This window comes from Povalibacter uvarum, assembly GCF_014202975.1.
Taxonomy (GTDB): domain Bacteria; phylum Pseudomonadota; class Gammaproteobacteria; order Steroidobacterales; family Steroidobacteraceae; genus Steroidobacter; species Steroidobacter uvarum.
The window spans coordinates 1,155,819-1,169,851 of the sequence record NZ_JACHHZ010000002.1; the positions used below are offsets into that span (position 1 = coordinate 1,155,819).

Sequence of the window (14,033 nt, forward strand, 5' to 3'; positions counted from 1 at the left end):
CCCCGTGCTCCCCGTGTACCCCGTGGAGATTCTTCTCTGATGTCCGAAACCCGCAGCATCCTCGTTACCGGCTCCAGCAGGGGCATCGGGCGCGCCATTGCCGAGCGGCTCGCGGCCAGCGGCTACCAGGTGATTGTGCATTGCCGCGGGAACATCGCGGCTGCGCAGGAGGTGTGCGCCGCGATCACCGCAGCGAATGGCCTCGCTCCGCGCGTGCTCTGTTTCGACACCAGCGACCGGGCGGCGTGCCACGACGCCATCACCGCGGATATCGAGACTCACGGCGCGTATTACGGCGTTGTTTGTAATGCGGGAATCGCGAGGGATGGGGCTTTCCCCGCCCTGAGCCACGAGGACTGGGATGCAGTCCTGAGAACGAATCTGGATGGTTTTTATAATGTGCTGCAGCCTGCGGTCATGCCGATGATCCGGCGGCGGGCGCCGGGGCGGATCGTGACCCTGTCGTCCGTCTCGGGTGTGATGGGCAACCGCGGGCAGGTCAATTACAGCGCGTCCAAGGCGGGTATCATCGGCGCGACCAAAGCGCTCGCCGTCGAGTTGGCGAGCCGCAGGATCACCGTCAATTGCGTCGCGCCCGGGCTCATCCGGACCGACATGATGAACGATGCCCCCGTGGACGAGGTGGTCAAGGCGATCCCGGCAGGACGGGTCGGAGAACCCGGCGAAGTTGCAGCAGTGGTAAATTTCTTGATGTCCGATGACGCCGCCTACATCACGCGGCAGGTCATCGGCGTGAATGGCGGGATGGTCTGATGAGTGGTTCAGCGAAGCGGGTCGTCGTCACCGGATTCGGCGGTATCACCGCCCTCGGGCACGACTGGCCGACAATCGCGCGCGCATTGCGCGCCAATATGAGTGGTATCGCGCGGATGCATGAGTGGGATCGCTACACCGATCTCAACACGCGTCTCGGCGGTCCGGTGCCGCCATTCCAGCTGCCGCCGCAGTACACGCGCAAGGTCACTCGGACGATGGGACGCGTCGCGTTGCTGGCGACGCGTGCGACAGAGATGGCGCTCGAAGACGCGGGTCTCACGGACGATCCCGTGGTGACGAGCGGCGCAATGGGCGTTGCCTACGGCTCATGCACCGGCAGTCCGGACGCGATTCGCGAATTCGGCTCGATGATCGAAACGGGCGACGTCAGCGGCATCAACGCGACGACTTACCTGCGCCTCATGCCGCATACCGCGGCAGCCAACATCGGTGTGTATTTCGGCATCAAGGGCCGCGTGATTCCTGCGTGCAGTGCATGCACGTCGGGCAGTCAGAGCATCGGCTATGCGTACGAAGCGATCCGCTTCAATCGCTCCAAGCTGATGGTCGCCGGCGGCGCCGAAGAGCTCTGCGCGAGCGAGGCGGCGGTCTTCGACACGCTCTACGCGACGAGCACGCGCAACGACACGCCGAGCCAGACGCCGAGCCCGTTCGATCGCGATCGCGACGGTCTCGTCATCGGCGAAGGCGCCTGCACGCTGATTCTCGAAGAGCTCGAACATGCGAAGGCCCGCGGCGCGACGATCTACGCGGAAATCGTCGGCTTCGGCAGCAACTCCGACGGCGATCACCCGACGCATCCCAACACGAACACGATGGAAGTCGCGATGAAGCTCGCGCTCGACGACGCGCAGCTGCCGCCTTCGGCAATCGGCTATGTGAACGCTCATGCGACCGCGACCGAGCAGGGCGACATTGCCGAGACGCACGCGATGCAGCGGCTGTTCGGCTCGCGCACGCCCGTCAGCTCGGTCAAAGGCCATCTCGGTCACACCCTCGGCGCATGCGGCGCCATCGAAAGCTGGTTCACGATCCAGATGATGCGCGAAGGCTGGTTCATGCCCACGCTGAATCTGAACAACGTCGATGAGCGCTGCGGCGAGCTCGACTACGTCATGAACGGCGGCCGGGACCTGCAGTGCGAGTACGTCATGAAGAACAATTTCGCGTTCGGCGGAGTGAACACTTCGCTGGTTTTCCGCCGCTGGGCTGCCTGATGCAGCCGACGCCGGAACGCCTCATCGCCGACGACGCATCGCTCAGCCTGCTGCAGAAGATCCTGCTGACCACGGACGGCACGGTCACTCAGCTCCTCGAGATCTACACGGGCGAGCGGATCCGCGTGGAGAAAATCGAACACACGCTCGTGAAGGGCGGGCCCGCGCCGCTGGGCGTCGCGGCCGATGAACCGGTGCTCAGCCGGGAGATTCTGCTGCGCGGTGCCGACCGCCCGTATATGTATGCGCACTCCTGGCTCGTTCCCTCTCGTCTGCCGCAGGGCATGCAGAACGCGATGCTGCAGACGGACACGCCGATCGGCCAGTTGTGGCGTGCCGCGAAGCTCGAAACCTATCGCGAGATAGTCGACTACCGTCGCGAACCGGAAGATCCTGCCGCGCGCCTTTTTCCCGAGCGCAGCGAGCTCCTGTCGCGCAGCTACGTGATCCGTACCGGCGGTGCGCCGATGGGTCTCATCACGGAAAAATTTCCGGCGACGCTGTTCGGCCGCGGCTTCTCACATCCGTAGACGAACGGGAAACTGGCTGTAAACAAGCCATAACGGGCCGGAATGGCGCGACGGGGCGGTGGTCGTTGAGGGAACGGATGCTACACTTCGCCTCGCCCGCGCCAACCGCGGCGACAAGAAGCAAGCCCAAGATCGAGGAGCCTCGAGGATGAAGATTCGAACGATCGCCGCAGCGGCGGCGGCTACCGTGCTGGTGTTCAGCGTTGCTCAAGCGCGCGATACGCGTCTGAAGCTTCCGATCAAGGATGCGATGGCGGCGGCCGAGGCGCAGGCGAAGCTCGGCACCGACGTGAAGTTCTTCTTCGGCCCGCAGGCTTCGCCGCAGGCCACGACGACACTCGGCACCTACACCGCGAACAAGAAGACCAACTTCGCGAACAAGTCGGACAAGGAAGGCTGCGAATGGGCGTTCCTGTCGGCGATGATTTCGCTGAAGGAGCGTGCGCTCGCCGAAGGCGGCAACGCCGTCATCAACATCCAGAGCTACTACAAGAAGAACGAGTTCTCCAGCGAGACCGAGTATGAATGCGGCGCTGGTGCGATCGTCGGCGGCGTGACGTTGCGCGGCACGGTGGTGAAGCTCTAAGCAAGTCGTCGTCACTCCCGCGCAGGCGGGAGTCCATCCGGATCTTCGAGGTGGATTCCGTTCGCGCGGGAATGACAGTGCAGGTGCGGCGTCGCATCCGCTGCAGATCAGTCCCGGGGTATCCATGTCCGTGAAGATTGCCGTGCTGAAAGAAACCCGCGCCAACGAGCGCCGGGTCGCCATGGTGCCGGCCGTGGCGGACAAGCTGATCAAGCTGGGTGCTCGGATCCAGATTCAATCCGGTGCCGGTGACGCGGTGAAGCTCCCGGATTCCGCGTTCAAGAATGTTTCCTTCGCGGCGGATGCACGATCGCTCGTTGCCGATGCGGACATCGTCGTCGCCGTTCAGCCGCCGGACATCGAAGTCGCGCGGTCGATGAAGGAAGGCGCCATCCTCGTCTCCTTCGTTTACGCGCACAAGGAAGTCGAGCTGACGAAACTGCTCCGCGATCGCAAGATCACCTGCTTCGCGATGGAGCTCGTCCCCCGCATCACGCGCGCGCAGGCGATGGATGCACTGTCGAGCCAGGCCGCATTGGCGGGTTACTACGCGGTGCTGATCGGCGCCACCAACATCGCACGCATGCTGCCGATGATGACCACGGCCGTCGGATCGATTCGCCCGCAACGCACGCTCGTCATGGGTCTCGGCGTTGCCGGTCTGCAAGCGCTTGCGACTGCGCGACGACTCGGTGCCATGACCGAAGGCTACGACGTGCGACCCGAGACGAAGGAACAGGCGGAATCGCTTGGTGCGAAATTCGTCGACACCGGCGTCGATGCGCGCGGTGCCGGTGGCTATGCGCGTGAACTGACGGAAGAGGAGAAGGCGAAGATCGCCGCTGTCGTCACCAAGCACATCCAGTCCGCCGACGTGATCGTCACGACGGCCGCCATTCCAGGTCGTCCCTCGCCGAAGCTGATCAGCAAGGCGCAGGTCGATGGAATGAAGGCCGGCAGCGTGATCGTCGATCTCGCGGCGGAGGGCGGCGGCAACTGCGAATACACGAAGCCCGGCGAAACCGTGCAGGTCGGCCAGGTCACGATCATTGGCCCGCTCAACGTGCCGAGCATGCTCGGCGAACACGCGAGCGAGCTGTATGCGAAGAACCAGTTCAACCTGATCGAGCTGTTCCTCAAGGACCAGTCGGTCAAGCTCGACTGGAGCGATGAAGTCATTGCCAAGACCGCGCTGACGCACGCTGGCGAGATCAAGAACGAGGCGGCGAAAAAGGCCGTCGACGGCTGAAGCATCGACTGCCCTACTGACGGGACGGAATCATGGATCTAACGACGACACTGACAGGATTCGTGGCCCTGTACATCTTCATGCTGGCCGCGTTCACCGGCTACGAAATCATCGGGCGCGTGCCGGCCATCCTGCACACGCCGCTGATGTCCGGATCGAACTTCGTGCACGGCATCGTGGTGGTCGGTGCGATGTACGCGCTGCTCAATGCAACCTCGACGGTGGAGCAGGTCATCGGCTTCATCGGTGTCCTGCTCGGCGCGGGCAATGCGGCCGGCGGTTACGTCGTGACGGAACGCATGCTGGAAATGTTCAAACCGAGCGACAAGAAGTCCGATAACGCGAAGAAATGAGCTCGCCCATGAATCTCCAGCCCCAACTCATCATCGACGCCAGCTACTTCGCCGCGGCGTTCCTGTTCATCTACGGCCTGAAGCGCATGTCGTCGCCGGTCACGGCGCGCTCCGGCATCGTCGTCGCGGGCGTCGGCATGCTCGTAGCGACACTCGCGAGTTTCCTGTACGTGTTCGGTGTCAATGAGGCTGCTCAGCCGCATCTCACGACCAACATCATCCTGGCGGCGACGGCGCTGGGTGTGGGCACGCTGTGGGCATGGTGGAGCGGCAAGCGCGTTGCAATGACGGCGATGCCGCAAATGGTCGCGCTCTACAACGGCATGGGCGGTGGCGCCGCAGCCGCAATCGCGGCCGTCGAGTTGCTGCGCACGAGCGCGACGCATACGACTATTCCGCTGATCGTGACCATCGTCGGCGCGCTGATCGGGTCCGTCTCGCTGTCCGGCTCGCTGATCGCCTGGGCGAAGCTCGACGGCAAGATCAACGGCACGTGGCGTGTCAAAGGCCAGCAGGTCATCAACGGCGCGCTGTTCCTGCTGACGCTGGGTCTCGGCCTTTTCATCGTCTTCGCCGAGCACGGCCACGCCTCGCCGCAGGTCGTTGCGGTGTTCTTCGGTCTCGCATTGATCTTCGGCGTGCTGATGACGATGCCGATCGGCGGCGCCGACATGCCGGTGGTCATCTCCCTGTACAACGCATTCACCGGTCTCGCCGTCGGGTTCGAAGGCTACGTGCTGCAGAACCCCGCGCTGATGATCGCGGGCATGGTCGTGGGCTCGGCGGGTACGCTGCTGACGCTCCTGATGGCGAAGGCCATGAATCGCAGCGTGTCGAATGTCATCTTCAGCAACTTCGGCGCGACGGGCGACGAGAGCCAAGGCGAGATCAAAGGCACGATGAAGGCCGCTGAAGCGGGCGACGCCGCGGTGAACATGCGCTACGCCTCGAAGGTCATCTTCGCGCCCGGCTACGGACTCGCAGTTGCGCAGGCGCAGCACAAGCTGTTCGAGTTCGTGAAGCTCCTGACCGATGCGGGTGTGGAAGTGAAGTTCGCCATTCACCCCGTCGCCGGCCGCATGCCGGGCCACATGAACGTGCTGCTCGCGGAAGCCGGCGTGCCGTACGACATGATCTACGACCTCGAAGACATCAACGAGGAGTTCAAGGAAGCGGATGTGGCCGTCGTCATCGGCGCGAACGACACGGTCAATCCCGCCGCCCGCACGAACAAGTCCTCGCCCATCTACGGCATGCCGATCCTGAACGTCGACCAGGCCCGGCAGGTGTACGTCATCAAGCGCGGCCAGGGCAAAGGCTACTCAGGCGTCGAAAACGAGCTCTTCTTCGCCGATAACACCAGCATGGTTTACGGGGACGCCCAGAAAGTGATGGTGGCGATGATTCAGGCGGTGAAGCAGTTGGAAGGCGGACACTGAGCGGCGAGCGATGAGCGGTGAGCGATGAGCCAGAGGGCTTCGGCGCCGCCTCGATTGCTCTTTATCCGAATCCTCCCTTTCCGGCTCACAGCTCGTAGCTCGTCGCTCGTAGCCCCGCCTCGGCCGGGATTCCGTCTCTTCTTCCCCACACCTCCGGGATTCCCTTTTCCGCTGAAATACTTGCCCCGTTGAATATCTACACACCCCTCGCGTATCTTAGGTCGCGAGTCGCTACTCAAGGCCGTGCCAAAGTAGGGCCGGTCGTACTGATTCTTAAGTCGTGCAGCAACCGTACAACTTGAATCAAGAGATCCTGCGGACCGACGTATCGGGCATGCCCCTGGAATGGATCGATTACAGGGACGCCGTGCGGCTTTACCATACGGAGCAGGTGGCCTACACCTGTGGGACACAGCTCTACACGCTGTATGGCGGCACCAATGCGAAGTCGGGGCTGCAGACCGCGGTCGAAGTGAATTCGATCATTGCGACCATCGGCCACACGCACAATCCCGGCAACCTGCGCCAGGACTACACGCCGCCGCTGAACAACCAGACCCTGTTCAAGCGCGATGCGCATCTGTGCCTGTACTGCGGCCAGCGATTCCCTTCCAACCAGCTTTCCCGCGATCACGTCCGGCCCCTGAGCCAGGGCGGGCGCGACAAGTGGACGAACGTCGTCACGGCGTGCCGGCGCTGCAACAATCTCAAGGCATCGAAGACGCCCGAGCAGGCCGGTCTGCAGCTCATCGCGGTGCCGTTCACGCCGACCTACGCCGAGTACATCTATCTCAAGAGCCGTCGCGTGCTGGCCGACCAGATGGAATACCTGCTCGCGCATTTCCCCCGCTCGAGCCCGCTGCATGCGCGTTTGAAGGCACACGGAATCCAGTAAGAAGAAGCGGTTGGCGGTTGGCGGTTAGCGGATGGCGAGAGGAACCTCGCTGTCACGGCTCGAGCTTCGCCGTAGTTTCCGGTCGTGCTCCAGCCGGAAATGGCCGAGAATGCAGCGACCCTGATGTCGATTTCGGGATCGGTTCCGAATTAAGCACTAGTCGCCAACCGCCAACCGCCAACCGCCAACCGCTTCTTCTTCATGCTCTACCTGATCGATGCCCCCATCTTCGTCTTTCGCGCCTGGCATACGGTGCCGAACGACGTCGTCGACTACGACGGCAATCCGGTCAATGCGCTGCATGGGTTTGCACGGTTTCTCGGCGATCTGATCGAGCGGGAAAAGCCCGGGCACATCGCCGTGGCTTTCGACGAGCGTACTGAGAACTCGTATCGCACCCTGCTGTATCCGGCTTACAAGGCCAATCGCGACCCCACGCCGGTGGAGTTGAAGCGGCAGTTTCTCCTGTGCCGGCAGCTGTGCCGTGCGATGGGCGTTCCGAGCTTCACGAGCAACGAATACGAAGCCGACGACATCATCGGTACGCTCGCCGAACGGGCGCGGGCCGACGGTCGCAACGTCGTCATTGTCACGCGCGACAAAGATCTTTCGCAGCTCGTCCGTCGCGGCGACGTGTACTGGGATTACCTCGACGATCGTCGCTATCGCTACGATGACATCGCCGAGCGGTTCGGCGTTCAGCCCGAGCGAATGGCCTGTTTTCTCGCGCTGATGGGCGATGCGGTCGACAACATTCCCGGCGTGCCGGGCGTCGGCCGCAAGACGGCATCGATGCTCTTCAAGCACTTCGAATCGCTGCCGCAGCTCTATGACAACCTCGACGCCGTGCTGAAGCTGAAGATGCGCAATGCGGGATTCGTGTGCGGGCAGCTGCGCGACTATCGCGAATCGGCGTTCCTTGCGCGCAAGCTGACAGGTATCGCGTGCGACATGCCGCTCGAAGTGCAGCTCTCCGACCTGTGGCGCCGGCAGCCGAATCTGACGGCCCTGGGCCGACTCTACGATTCCGTGGGCTTCGGCCGGTTGCTGCGTAACCAGGCCGAGAGAATCGTCGCGATGCGGCCGACGCCAGCCGCGATTCCTGCGTAAAACACCCGGAAATTCACGGCCAGGACTGCCGCCGCGGGAGTGACCATCCCGCCAGTTCACTGTGACAGGAGGTCACATGAGGCGAAGGATTGCTCTGGTCGCGGCGCTCTCGATCTCTTCGGCAACCGCCGTTGCGGGTCCTCCACCGACCATCTATCGCTGCAAGACAGATGCGGGAGTGACGTTCGCCGACCGCCCGTGTGGCGCCGATAGCCAGCCGTACGACATCGACCTGAGTACCGTCAGCGTCGTCGATACCGTGGCGCCCAGAACGACGCGGGCATCCCCGCCGACGCCCCGGTCTCGCGATCGAGTGAAGGAACCGGCAGCAGCGTCGAACACCGCGACGTGTCGGCACCTGGATGAATCGCTGCGGAAGATCCTGTCGACCATGCGAACCGGCTACAGCGCGAGTCAGGGCGAGAAACTGCGCGAGCGCAAGCGGGACCTGGAAACACGGCGCCGGCAGCTGAAGTGCCGGGCAACCGGCTGATCGTCGCCTGTGCTGCCGCCGTCCGCGGATCCGTATTTCCCCGGCTCAGTTCCCCGGTCTCATTCCCCGGCGCATAATCCTGCGCAGACCCGTCTATACGGGCAGGCATAAATCAACAACGTAAATTGTCTGGGGGATACGCCATGGCTATCGTTCGCGCGTCCAGGATGGTCCTGCAGGTCTTTTCCCTCGTTCTCGCTGCCGCGCTGCTGCCTTCGGGCGTCCAGGCGCAGGCCAACAGCAAACAAGTCGATGACATGATGACGCAAGCTCAGGCGGCGCTGTCTAAAGGCAAGCCCGAGGAAGCCGTGTCGATCCTGCGCAAGGCAATCGACATGGATCCGAACCGGGCGGATCTGTACATGCTGCGATCCCGGGCTCGCGATTCGTCAGGCAAGTTCGATGCGGCGCTCGAGGATGCGACCAAGTTCATCGAGCTCGAGCCGAACGAGCCGCTGGGCTATTTGAATCGCGCGCGCGTGTACCTGTCGCTCGACAAGAAAGATTCGGCGCTCAACGATGCCAACAAGGCGATCGAGCTCGCGCCGAACGAGTCGGACGGCTACTACCGCCGCGCCGACATCTACAACGAGATGGGTAAAGAGACGGAAGCCAAGGCCGATGAGGCGAAGGCCGACGAGCTGGATCGCAAGGCGAGCCGATGACATTTCGCTTCTGCCCGAACTGCGCGGCGCCGCTCGTCGACAAAGCCGTTGAAGGCGAGCCGCGCCGCATCTGTTCGGCGGGATGCGGCTTCATCTGGTATGACAACCCGACCCCCGTCGTTGCTGCGGTCGTCGAGCACGAGGGGACTGTCGTCCTCGCGCGCAATCGCGCATGGCCGCGCAGTTTCTACGGCCTGATTACGGGATTTCTCGAGCGCGGTGAAACGCCGCAGCAATGCGTCGTGCGCGAAGTGAAGGAAGAGCTGAATCTCGACGCCGGCCCGCCCACGCTGATCGGCGTCTATGCGTTCGAGCGCATGAACCAGGTCATCATCGGATTCCACGTCGCCGCCACCGGCACGATCGCGCTGAACGAAGAGCTGGACGATTACAAGCACGTGCCATTCGATCAGTGCCGCGTGTGGCCCGCGGGCACTGGCTTCGCGTTGCGTGATTGGCTCCGCAGCAAAGGATTCGAGCCGCCAATGCTGGAGATGCGCCGCGAATCGGAGTGGGACAAGGCGAAGAGGGAGTAACGACCCAGCCTGTCATTCCCGCGAAAGCGGGAAGCCATCTCACACGTTCGCGCTGCTTCCGCGCTTACTCAACAGGCTGAGCAACCCGATACACCGGGTACAGGTTGAACCTCGTATCCCACGACGGCGAGCGCTGATAGAAAAAGTCGAGCCGCGCCCCCGGATCAGTTGCAAACTTCGGATCGTCCGCCAGGCGGCGTTCGAACTCCTTCTTCACCGCCGGGTCTTTCTTCAGCATCTCTTCCGCGACTGCCTCCGCAACGTACGCCTCCATGTACTCCTTGCGCTCGAAGGATGTGTTGAAGAAACCCCAGCTCAGATACGAATCCGGATCCTTCGGTTCGAGCAAAGTCATTGCCAGGTGAGCCTTCGGCTGCGCGATCGGCACGAACAGCGATCCTGCTGGAATCGCTTGCTGTTCGACCTTCCAGTCGCCTTCGACGACGGCGCGCGTGTGGCCCTCGAATGTTGCTGCCGACAGCTTTACCGAAGTGGCGCGGAACGCTTCCACATCCGTCTTCGCAACGCCCTGGCGAATGACGCTTGATGCGACGCCGTGCAGCGCCAGCTTCTCGCCAACCCATTGCGCATATGCGGCAGGCACGATGTAGCCGCCCTTCGGGGCGTTCACGCTGACGGTCGGTATCACTTCGTTTCGCAGCGGGATGCGCCAGATTTGCGGCCGCTTGTTGTTGTAGCGGGTCATTAGCGCGCCGGATACCGCCGAAGGCTCACGAGTGTACTCATAGCCGCGGAATTCGACTGTCTGGACCCGATCGGTGTTGCCGTAAACGAGCGCGACCGATGAGCCGCCGATCTTCGATGCGCGCTCATCAGCGACACGTGCCGCTTTCAACCATGCATCTGCGTGCTGTGTCGCCAGCTCCATCATCGAGATGATCGAGTTGCGCGTGATGCGCACCCGCGTCGGGTAGTCCTTCCAGGAGTGTGTTTCGACGAGCACGCCGATGCGATTGCTGAGTGCCCAGTACTGCTGCGAGAACCAGGCCGGACCGACACCGTCGACGAAGCCGGACTGCGGATCGTCATCGCGCACGAACGAGGGATAGAAATCCAGCGGCAGCGAGCCGTGCGCGGTCATCCTCTTCAACAGCTCATCGCGAAGACTGCTGGCATTGCGCACGAGATCGCTGTCACCTGCGAGCGTGGGTGTGACGTTGTAGGAAACGTCATGTTCGAACTCGGCGCCGTCCGTCACGTGCAGGTCGACGTAGAGCACCGGATCCCACTCGTTCAACAGCCGCAGCATCGCATGCATTTCCGGAGCATCGGCCTTCGTGTAGTCGCGATTGAGGTTCAGGTTCTGCGCGTTCGTGCGCCAGCCCATCTCTTCGGGCCCCACCTGGTTCGGACGATTCCAGCGACCGAAGCGTTCGTGACCGTCGACACTGAAGACGGGAACGAAGACGAAGGTTGCGCGGGCGAGAGCGCCTTTGGCTGCTCGGCCCTCGAGCATCTCTCGCAAGGCGAGGAAGCCCGCGTCCTTGCCGTCGATCTCCCCGGAATGAATCCCGCCCTGCATCAGGACGACAGGCCGCTGCTTGCTGCGGGCCGAAGCAGCATCGAGCGTGCCGTCCGCGGAGGCAGCGAGCGCGAGCATCGGGCGACCTTCGGGGCTGCGGCCGAATTCGAAGCAGCGCACCTGCGCGGGCCAGGCCTTCTGGAACGCCGGACACAATCGTTCGACTTCTTCGTAACGACCCGTGCGCTGGTAGCCGGATTGCTCGGCGATCGTGACGAGACCCGAAGCGGACGAAGTGGCGGCCATGCTTGCTCCAGGGAATGCGAGAACCGCGAAGGCGAGACTTGCCAATGCACAGGGCACGGAAGAGGCGAAACGGCGAACCATGAAGGGCGATCCTGGGATGACGAACGAGGGCGCAAGACTATCGCATCATCGCGTCAGGATTTGTCCGGTTCAGAAAGCGCCGGATCGGAAGGGCGGTTTCGCGTCGATCTCCTCGCCGGCCATCTGCTGTCCGGCGAGAGCTTGCTCGTGTTCTCCGCGATCGCGATTCCCCGTTGAGTACGATCGGACAACGCGCCGCGTGGAATCCACCGGGCGATCTGCCGTATCCCGCGACAACTGTGCCGGTCGGCGATGATTCAGGCATGGCAGAATTCGCGGCGGCGAACGGATTACGGAGCGGCAAGTGCTGTTGCGCGGTGGGAACGTCGGTCAATCGCTGAGCGAGTCTGGGTGTGCACTGGTGCGACCGGAAGAAATGCAGGGCGCCCTGGGCGTGGCGCCGGCTGAGCTCGATCGGCTGGCGCCGTCCTGGTCGGAGCTGCCTCGCGATGCATGGCTCAAGGACGGCGGTCGATATCGTCACCGCCGCCACAGTTGTTTCGTTCAGGAGATCGCGACCGATGCGCTGCGCCAGGTGCCGCATCGTGCCCATTGGCAGCCCACGAGCTACAACGCGCTGCACGGAGGCATGGAGCGGTGGTTCGAGCCGATCGACCCGCGGATCGCGACGAACCCCGTGTGGTCTCTTCTGCTTCGGTCGCTGGGCCAGGCGTTCGCGCGAGTCCGGCCCGTTGTCGAGTGGTACATCGAGGCACACCAGTTCCGCATCGATACCGCCGAAGGCATCGGTCGCCCGACACCGGAAGGCGCGCACCGTGATGGTGTCGATTATGTTGCCGTCATTCTCGTCAATCGTGACCGGATCCGCGGCGGTGAAACGCGAGTGTTCGAAGCAGAGGGCATCGCAGGCGTTCGATTCACGATGACGCAGCCGTGGACGACGCTGCTGCTGGACGACGCGAGGGTGGTCCATGAGACCACACCGATTCAGCCGGAAGGCGAGGGCGGGGTGCGCGACACACTCGTGCTCACGTATCGCAGTGGGGGCTTCCAGGAGCCCACTTCCGCGTAGATCCCTGGAAATTACTGCATTGGCGCCGTCGTACATGACACTGCGGCGCCTGGCCCCTACACTTCGCGCCCATGTCTACTTTCGCCGCGCGTCTCCAGCAAGCCATCGCCCAGCACAGCCCGCTCTGCGTCGGGATCGATCCTTCCGCCTCGTTGCTCAAGAGCTGCGGGTTGCCCGACACGGCCGAGGGCGCATTCGAGTTCGGAAAACGTGTGCTCGAAGCCGCGCAGTACGAGCTCTCGATCATCAAGCCGCAAGTTGCGTTCTTCGAACGGTTCGGCAGCAGCGGCATCCGCGTGCTGGAAGAACTGACGAAGCTGTCGCGGTCGCGCGGCGTCATGGTGTTGTCGGACGCGAAGCGCGGTGACATCGACACGACGGCGGAAGCGTACGCTGAAGCGTACTTCTCTCCATCGAGCCCTCTGCGCACCGACGCGCTGACGACGCATGCCTATCTCGGCTTCGAAGCGCTGGAAAAATTCCTGGCGATTGCCTTGCGTAACGACGGCGGTGTGTTCGTCGTCGTTCGTTCCTCGAACCCCGAGGGTCGGGAGCTGCAGCAGGCGCGGCTCCAGAACGGCGAGAGCGTTGCCGCGAATCTTTCGCGGTTGATCACCGAACGCAATGCGCGCGTCGGCTCCGGACTCGGACCCATCGGTGCCGTGGTGGGTGCTACCTGCGAGGATGCAGCCGAGACCGCCGACCAGCTGCCTTCGTCGTTCATCCTGGCTCCCGGTGTCGGCGCTCAGGGCGCAACGATTCAGGATGTGCTGCGTCGCATGCCCGCCGCACGCGGCCGCGTGCTGCCGAACGTATCGCGCGCGATCCTGGCCAACGGCAGCACGGAATCCGATATCCGCACGACGATCCGTGCGATGCAGGAACAGGCGAAGCAGTTGCTCTGACGCTTCGCGTCAGCTTGAGGAGAGAGCGATGCACTACTTGCTTCTCTACGATTTCGCACCCGACTACCTGGAGCGTCGCGTGCAGTTCCGCGCTGAGCATCTGCGCGGCGCGTGGGCTTCCGTTGAGCGCGGCGAACTGATTCTCGGCGGCGCATTGGCCGATCCGGTCGACGGCGGGATGCTGCTGTTCAAATGCGATTCGCCGGAAATTCCCGAAGGATTCGCCAAGGAAGATCCCTACGTGAAGAGTGGAATCGTGACGCGCTGGCGGGTGCGGCGCTGGACGACGGTGGTGGGTCAGGACGCCGACACGCCGGTGAGATGAGAGAGAAGCGGATAGCGGATAGCGGATAG

16 protein-coding genes are annotated in these 14,033 nt (G+C 63.2%); 15 read left to right on the top strand and 1 reads right to left on the bottom strand.

Annotation, left to right across the window (positions count from 1 at the left end; all coding sequences use genetic code 11):
* Nucleotides 1-39 precede the first annotated feature (39 nt).
* From HNQ60_RS11270 to HNQ60_RS11325, 12 genes are all read left to right on the top strand, one after another.
* Nucleotides 40-774 (top strand): 3-ketoacyl-ACP reductase FabG2, encoded by a 735-nt coding sequence (locus tag HNQ60_RS11270; RefSeq protein WP_184331688.1) that lies wholly within the window; start codon nt 40-42, stop codon nt 772-774.
* Nucleotides 774-2,015 (top strand): beta-ketoacyl-ACP synthase, encoded by a 1,242-nt coding sequence (locus HNQ60_RS11275; protein ID WP_184331690.1) that lies wholly within the window; start codon nt 774-776, stop codon nt 2,013-2,015. The genes HNQ60_RS11270 and HNQ60_RS11275 overlap by 1 nt, the downstream gene beginning before the upstream one ends.
* Nucleotides 2,015-2,545 carry a chorismate--pyruvate lyase family protein gene (locus HNQ60_RS11280; protein ID WP_184331692.1) on the top strand — a complete coding sequence of 177 codons (531 nt, stop codon included), beginning with the start codon at nt 2,015-2,017 and terminating at the stop codon, nt 2,543-2,545. Before HNQ60_RS11275 ends, HNQ60_RS11280 begins: the two co-directional genes overlap by 1 nt.
* Nucleotides 2,546-2,693: 148 nt before the next feature.
* Nucleotides 2,694-3,131, top strand: coding sequence for an excinuclease (locus tag HNQ60_RS11285; RefSeq protein WP_184331694.1), 438 nt, complete (start codon nt 2,694-2,696; stop codon nt 3,129-3,131).
* Nucleotides 3,132-3,255: 124 nt separating this feature from the next.
* Nucleotides 3,256-4,380 carry an NAD(P) transhydrogenase subunit alpha gene (locus tag HNQ60_RS11290; protein ID WP_184331696.1) on the top strand — a complete coding sequence of 375 codons (1,125 nt, stop codon included), beginning with the start codon at nt 3,256-3,258 and terminating at the stop codon, nt 4,378-4,380.
* A gap of 32 nt (nt 4,381-4,412) precedes the next feature.
* A complete protein-coding gene (locus HNQ60_RS11295) occupies nt 4,413-4,733 on the top strand; it encodes an NAD(P) transhydrogenase subunit alpha (protein ID WP_184331698.1) in 321 nt (106 codons plus the stop codon).
* An 8-nt stretch (nt 4,734-4,741) separates the two neighbouring features.
* Complete coding sequence (locus HNQ60_RS11300) at nt 4,742-6,172, top strand: NAD(P)(+) transhydrogenase (Re/Si-specific) subunit beta (protein WP_184331700.1); 1,431 nt, start codon at nt 4,742-4,744, stop codon at nt 6,170-6,172.
* Between the two features lie 334 nt (nt 6,173-6,506).
* On the top strand, nt 6,507-7,067 hold the full coding sequence (locus tag HNQ60_RS11305) for an HNH endonuclease (protein WP_184331868.1): 561 nt from the start codon (nt 6,507-6,509) through the stop codon (nt 7,065-7,067).
* Between the two features lie 201 nt (nt 7,068-7,268).
* Nucleotides 7,269-8,177 carry a 5'-3' exonuclease gene (locus HNQ60_RS11310; RefSeq protein WP_184331702.1) on the top strand — a complete coding sequence of 303 codons (909 nt, stop codon included), beginning with the start codon at nt 7,269-7,271 and terminating at the stop codon, nt 8,175-8,177.
* Between the two features lie 76 nt (nt 8,178-8,253).
* Nucleotides 8,254-8,670 carry a hypothetical protein gene (locus HNQ60_RS11315; protein ID WP_184331704.1) on the top strand — a complete coding sequence of 139 codons (417 nt, stop codon included), beginning with the start codon at nt 8,254-8,256 and terminating at the stop codon, nt 8,668-8,670.
* Between the two features lie 143 nt (nt 8,671-8,813).
* On the top strand, nt 8,814-9,335 hold the full coding sequence (locus HNQ60_RS11320; RefSeq protein ID WP_184331886.1) for a tetratricopeptide repeat protein: 522 nt from the start codon (nt 8,814-8,816) through the stop codon (nt 9,333-9,335).
* Entirely contained in the window at nt 9,332-9,871 is a 540-nt protein-coding gene (locus tag HNQ60_RS11325; RefSeq protein ID WP_184331706.1) for an NUDIX domain-containing protein, read from the top strand. Before HNQ60_RS11320 ends, HNQ60_RS11325 begins: the two co-directional genes overlap by 4 nt.
* Before the next feature lie 64 nt (nt 9,872-9,935).
* Here HNQ60_RS11325 and HNQ60_RS11330 read toward each other — a convergent pair whose 3' ends face one another.
* On the bottom strand, nt 9,936-11,660 hold the full coding sequence (locus HNQ60_RS11330; protein WP_221304132.1) for a M14 family metallopeptidase: 1,725 nt from the start codon (nt 11,658-11,660) through the stop codon (nt 9,936-9,938).
* Nucleotides 11,661-12,045: 385 nt separating this feature from the next.
* Here HNQ60_RS11330 and HNQ60_RS11335 point away from each other — a divergent pair, with 385 nt between their 5' ends.
* From HNQ60_RS11335 to HNQ60_RS11345, 3 genes are all read left to right on the top strand, one after another.
* Nucleotides 12,046-12,774 carry a 2OG-Fe dioxygenase family protein gene (locus HNQ60_RS11335; protein WP_221304133.1) on the top strand — a complete coding sequence of 243 codons (729 nt, stop codon included), beginning with the start codon at nt 12,046-12,048 and terminating at the stop codon, nt 12,772-12,774.
* Nucleotides 12,775-12,845: 71 nt separating this feature from the next.
* Nucleotides 12,846-13,679 (top strand): orotidine-5'-phosphate decarboxylase, encoded by an 834-nt coding sequence (pyrF, locus tag HNQ60_RS11340; protein ID WP_184331709.1) that lies wholly within the window; start codon nt 12,846-12,848, stop codon nt 13,677-13,679.
* A 28-nt stretch (nt 13,680-13,707) separates the two neighbouring features.
* The gene (locus tag HNQ60_RS11345; RefSeq protein WP_184331711.1) at nt 13,708-14,004 is read left to right on the top strand and encodes a YciI-like protein; all 297 of its coding nucleotides are present in this window, start codon (nt 13,708-13,710) and stop codon (nt 14,002-14,004) included.
* Nucleotides 14,005-14,033: the final 29 nt, after the last annotated feature.

What these genes read in the sequence shown, in the direction of transcription:
- HNQ60_RS11280 (WP_184331692.1), top strand. Translation starts at nt 2,015, where the DNA reads ATGCAGCCGACGCCGGAACGCCTCATCGCCGACGACGCATCGCTCAGC.
- HNQ60_RS11320 (WP_184331886.1), top strand. Translation starts at nt 8,814, where the DNA reads ATGGCTATCGTTCGCGCGTCCAGGATGGTCCTGCAGGTCTTTTCCCTC.
- HNQ60_RS11270 (WP_184331688.1), top strand. Translation starts at nt 40, where the DNA reads ATGTCCGAAACCCGCAGCATCCTCGTTACCGGCTCCAGCAGGGGCATC.
- HNQ60_RS11330 (WP_221304132.1), bottom strand. Translation starts at nt 11,660, where the DNA reads ATGGCCGCCACTTCGTCCGCTTCGGGTCTCGTCACGATCGCCGAGCAA.
- HNQ60_RS11325 (WP_184331706.1), top strand. Translation starts at nt 9,332, where the DNA reads ATGACATTTCGCTTCTGCCCGAACTGCGCGGCGCCGCTCGTCGACAAA.
- HNQ60_RS11305 (WP_184331868.1), top strand. Translation starts at nt 6,507, where the DNA reads ATGCCCCTGGAATGGATCGATTACAGGGACGCCGTGCGGCTTTACCAT.
- HNQ60_RS11290 (WP_184331696.1), top strand. Translation starts at nt 3,256, where the DNA reads ATGTCCGTGAAGATTGCCGTGCTGAAAGAAACCCGCGCCAACGAGCGC.
- HNQ60_RS11300 (WP_184331700.1), top strand. Translation starts at nt 4,742, where the DNA reads ATGAATCTCCAGCCCCAACTCATCATCGACGCCAGCTACTTCGCCGCG.
- pyrF (WP_184331709.1), top strand. Translation starts at nt 12,846, where the DNA reads ATGTCTACTTTCGCCGCGCGTCTCCAGCAAGCCATCGCCCAGCACAGC.
- HNQ60_RS11315 (WP_184331704.1), top strand. Translation starts at nt 8,254, where the DNA reads ATGAGGCGAAGGATTGCTCTGGTCGCGGCGCTCTCGATCTCTTCGGCA.
- HNQ60_RS11310 (WP_184331702.1), top strand. Translation starts at nt 7,269, where the DNA reads ATGCTCTACCTGATCGATGCCCCCATCTTCGTCTTTCGCGCCTGGCAT.
- HNQ60_RS11345 (WP_184331711.1), top strand. Translation starts at nt 13,708, where the DNA reads ATGCACTACTTGCTTCTCTACGATTTCGCACCCGACTACCTGGAGCGT.
- HNQ60_RS11275 (WP_184331690.1), top strand. Translation starts at nt 774, where the DNA reads ATGAGTGGTTCAGCGAAGCGGGTCGTCGTCACCGGATTCGGCGGTATC.
- HNQ60_RS11285 (WP_184331694.1), top strand. Translation starts at nt 2,694, where the DNA reads ATGAAGATTCGAACGATCGCCGCAGCGGCGGCGGCTACCGTGCTGGTG.
- HNQ60_RS11295 (WP_184331698.1), top strand. Translation starts at nt 4,413, where the DNA reads ATGGATCTAACGACGACACTGACAGGATTCGTGGCCCTGTACATCTTC.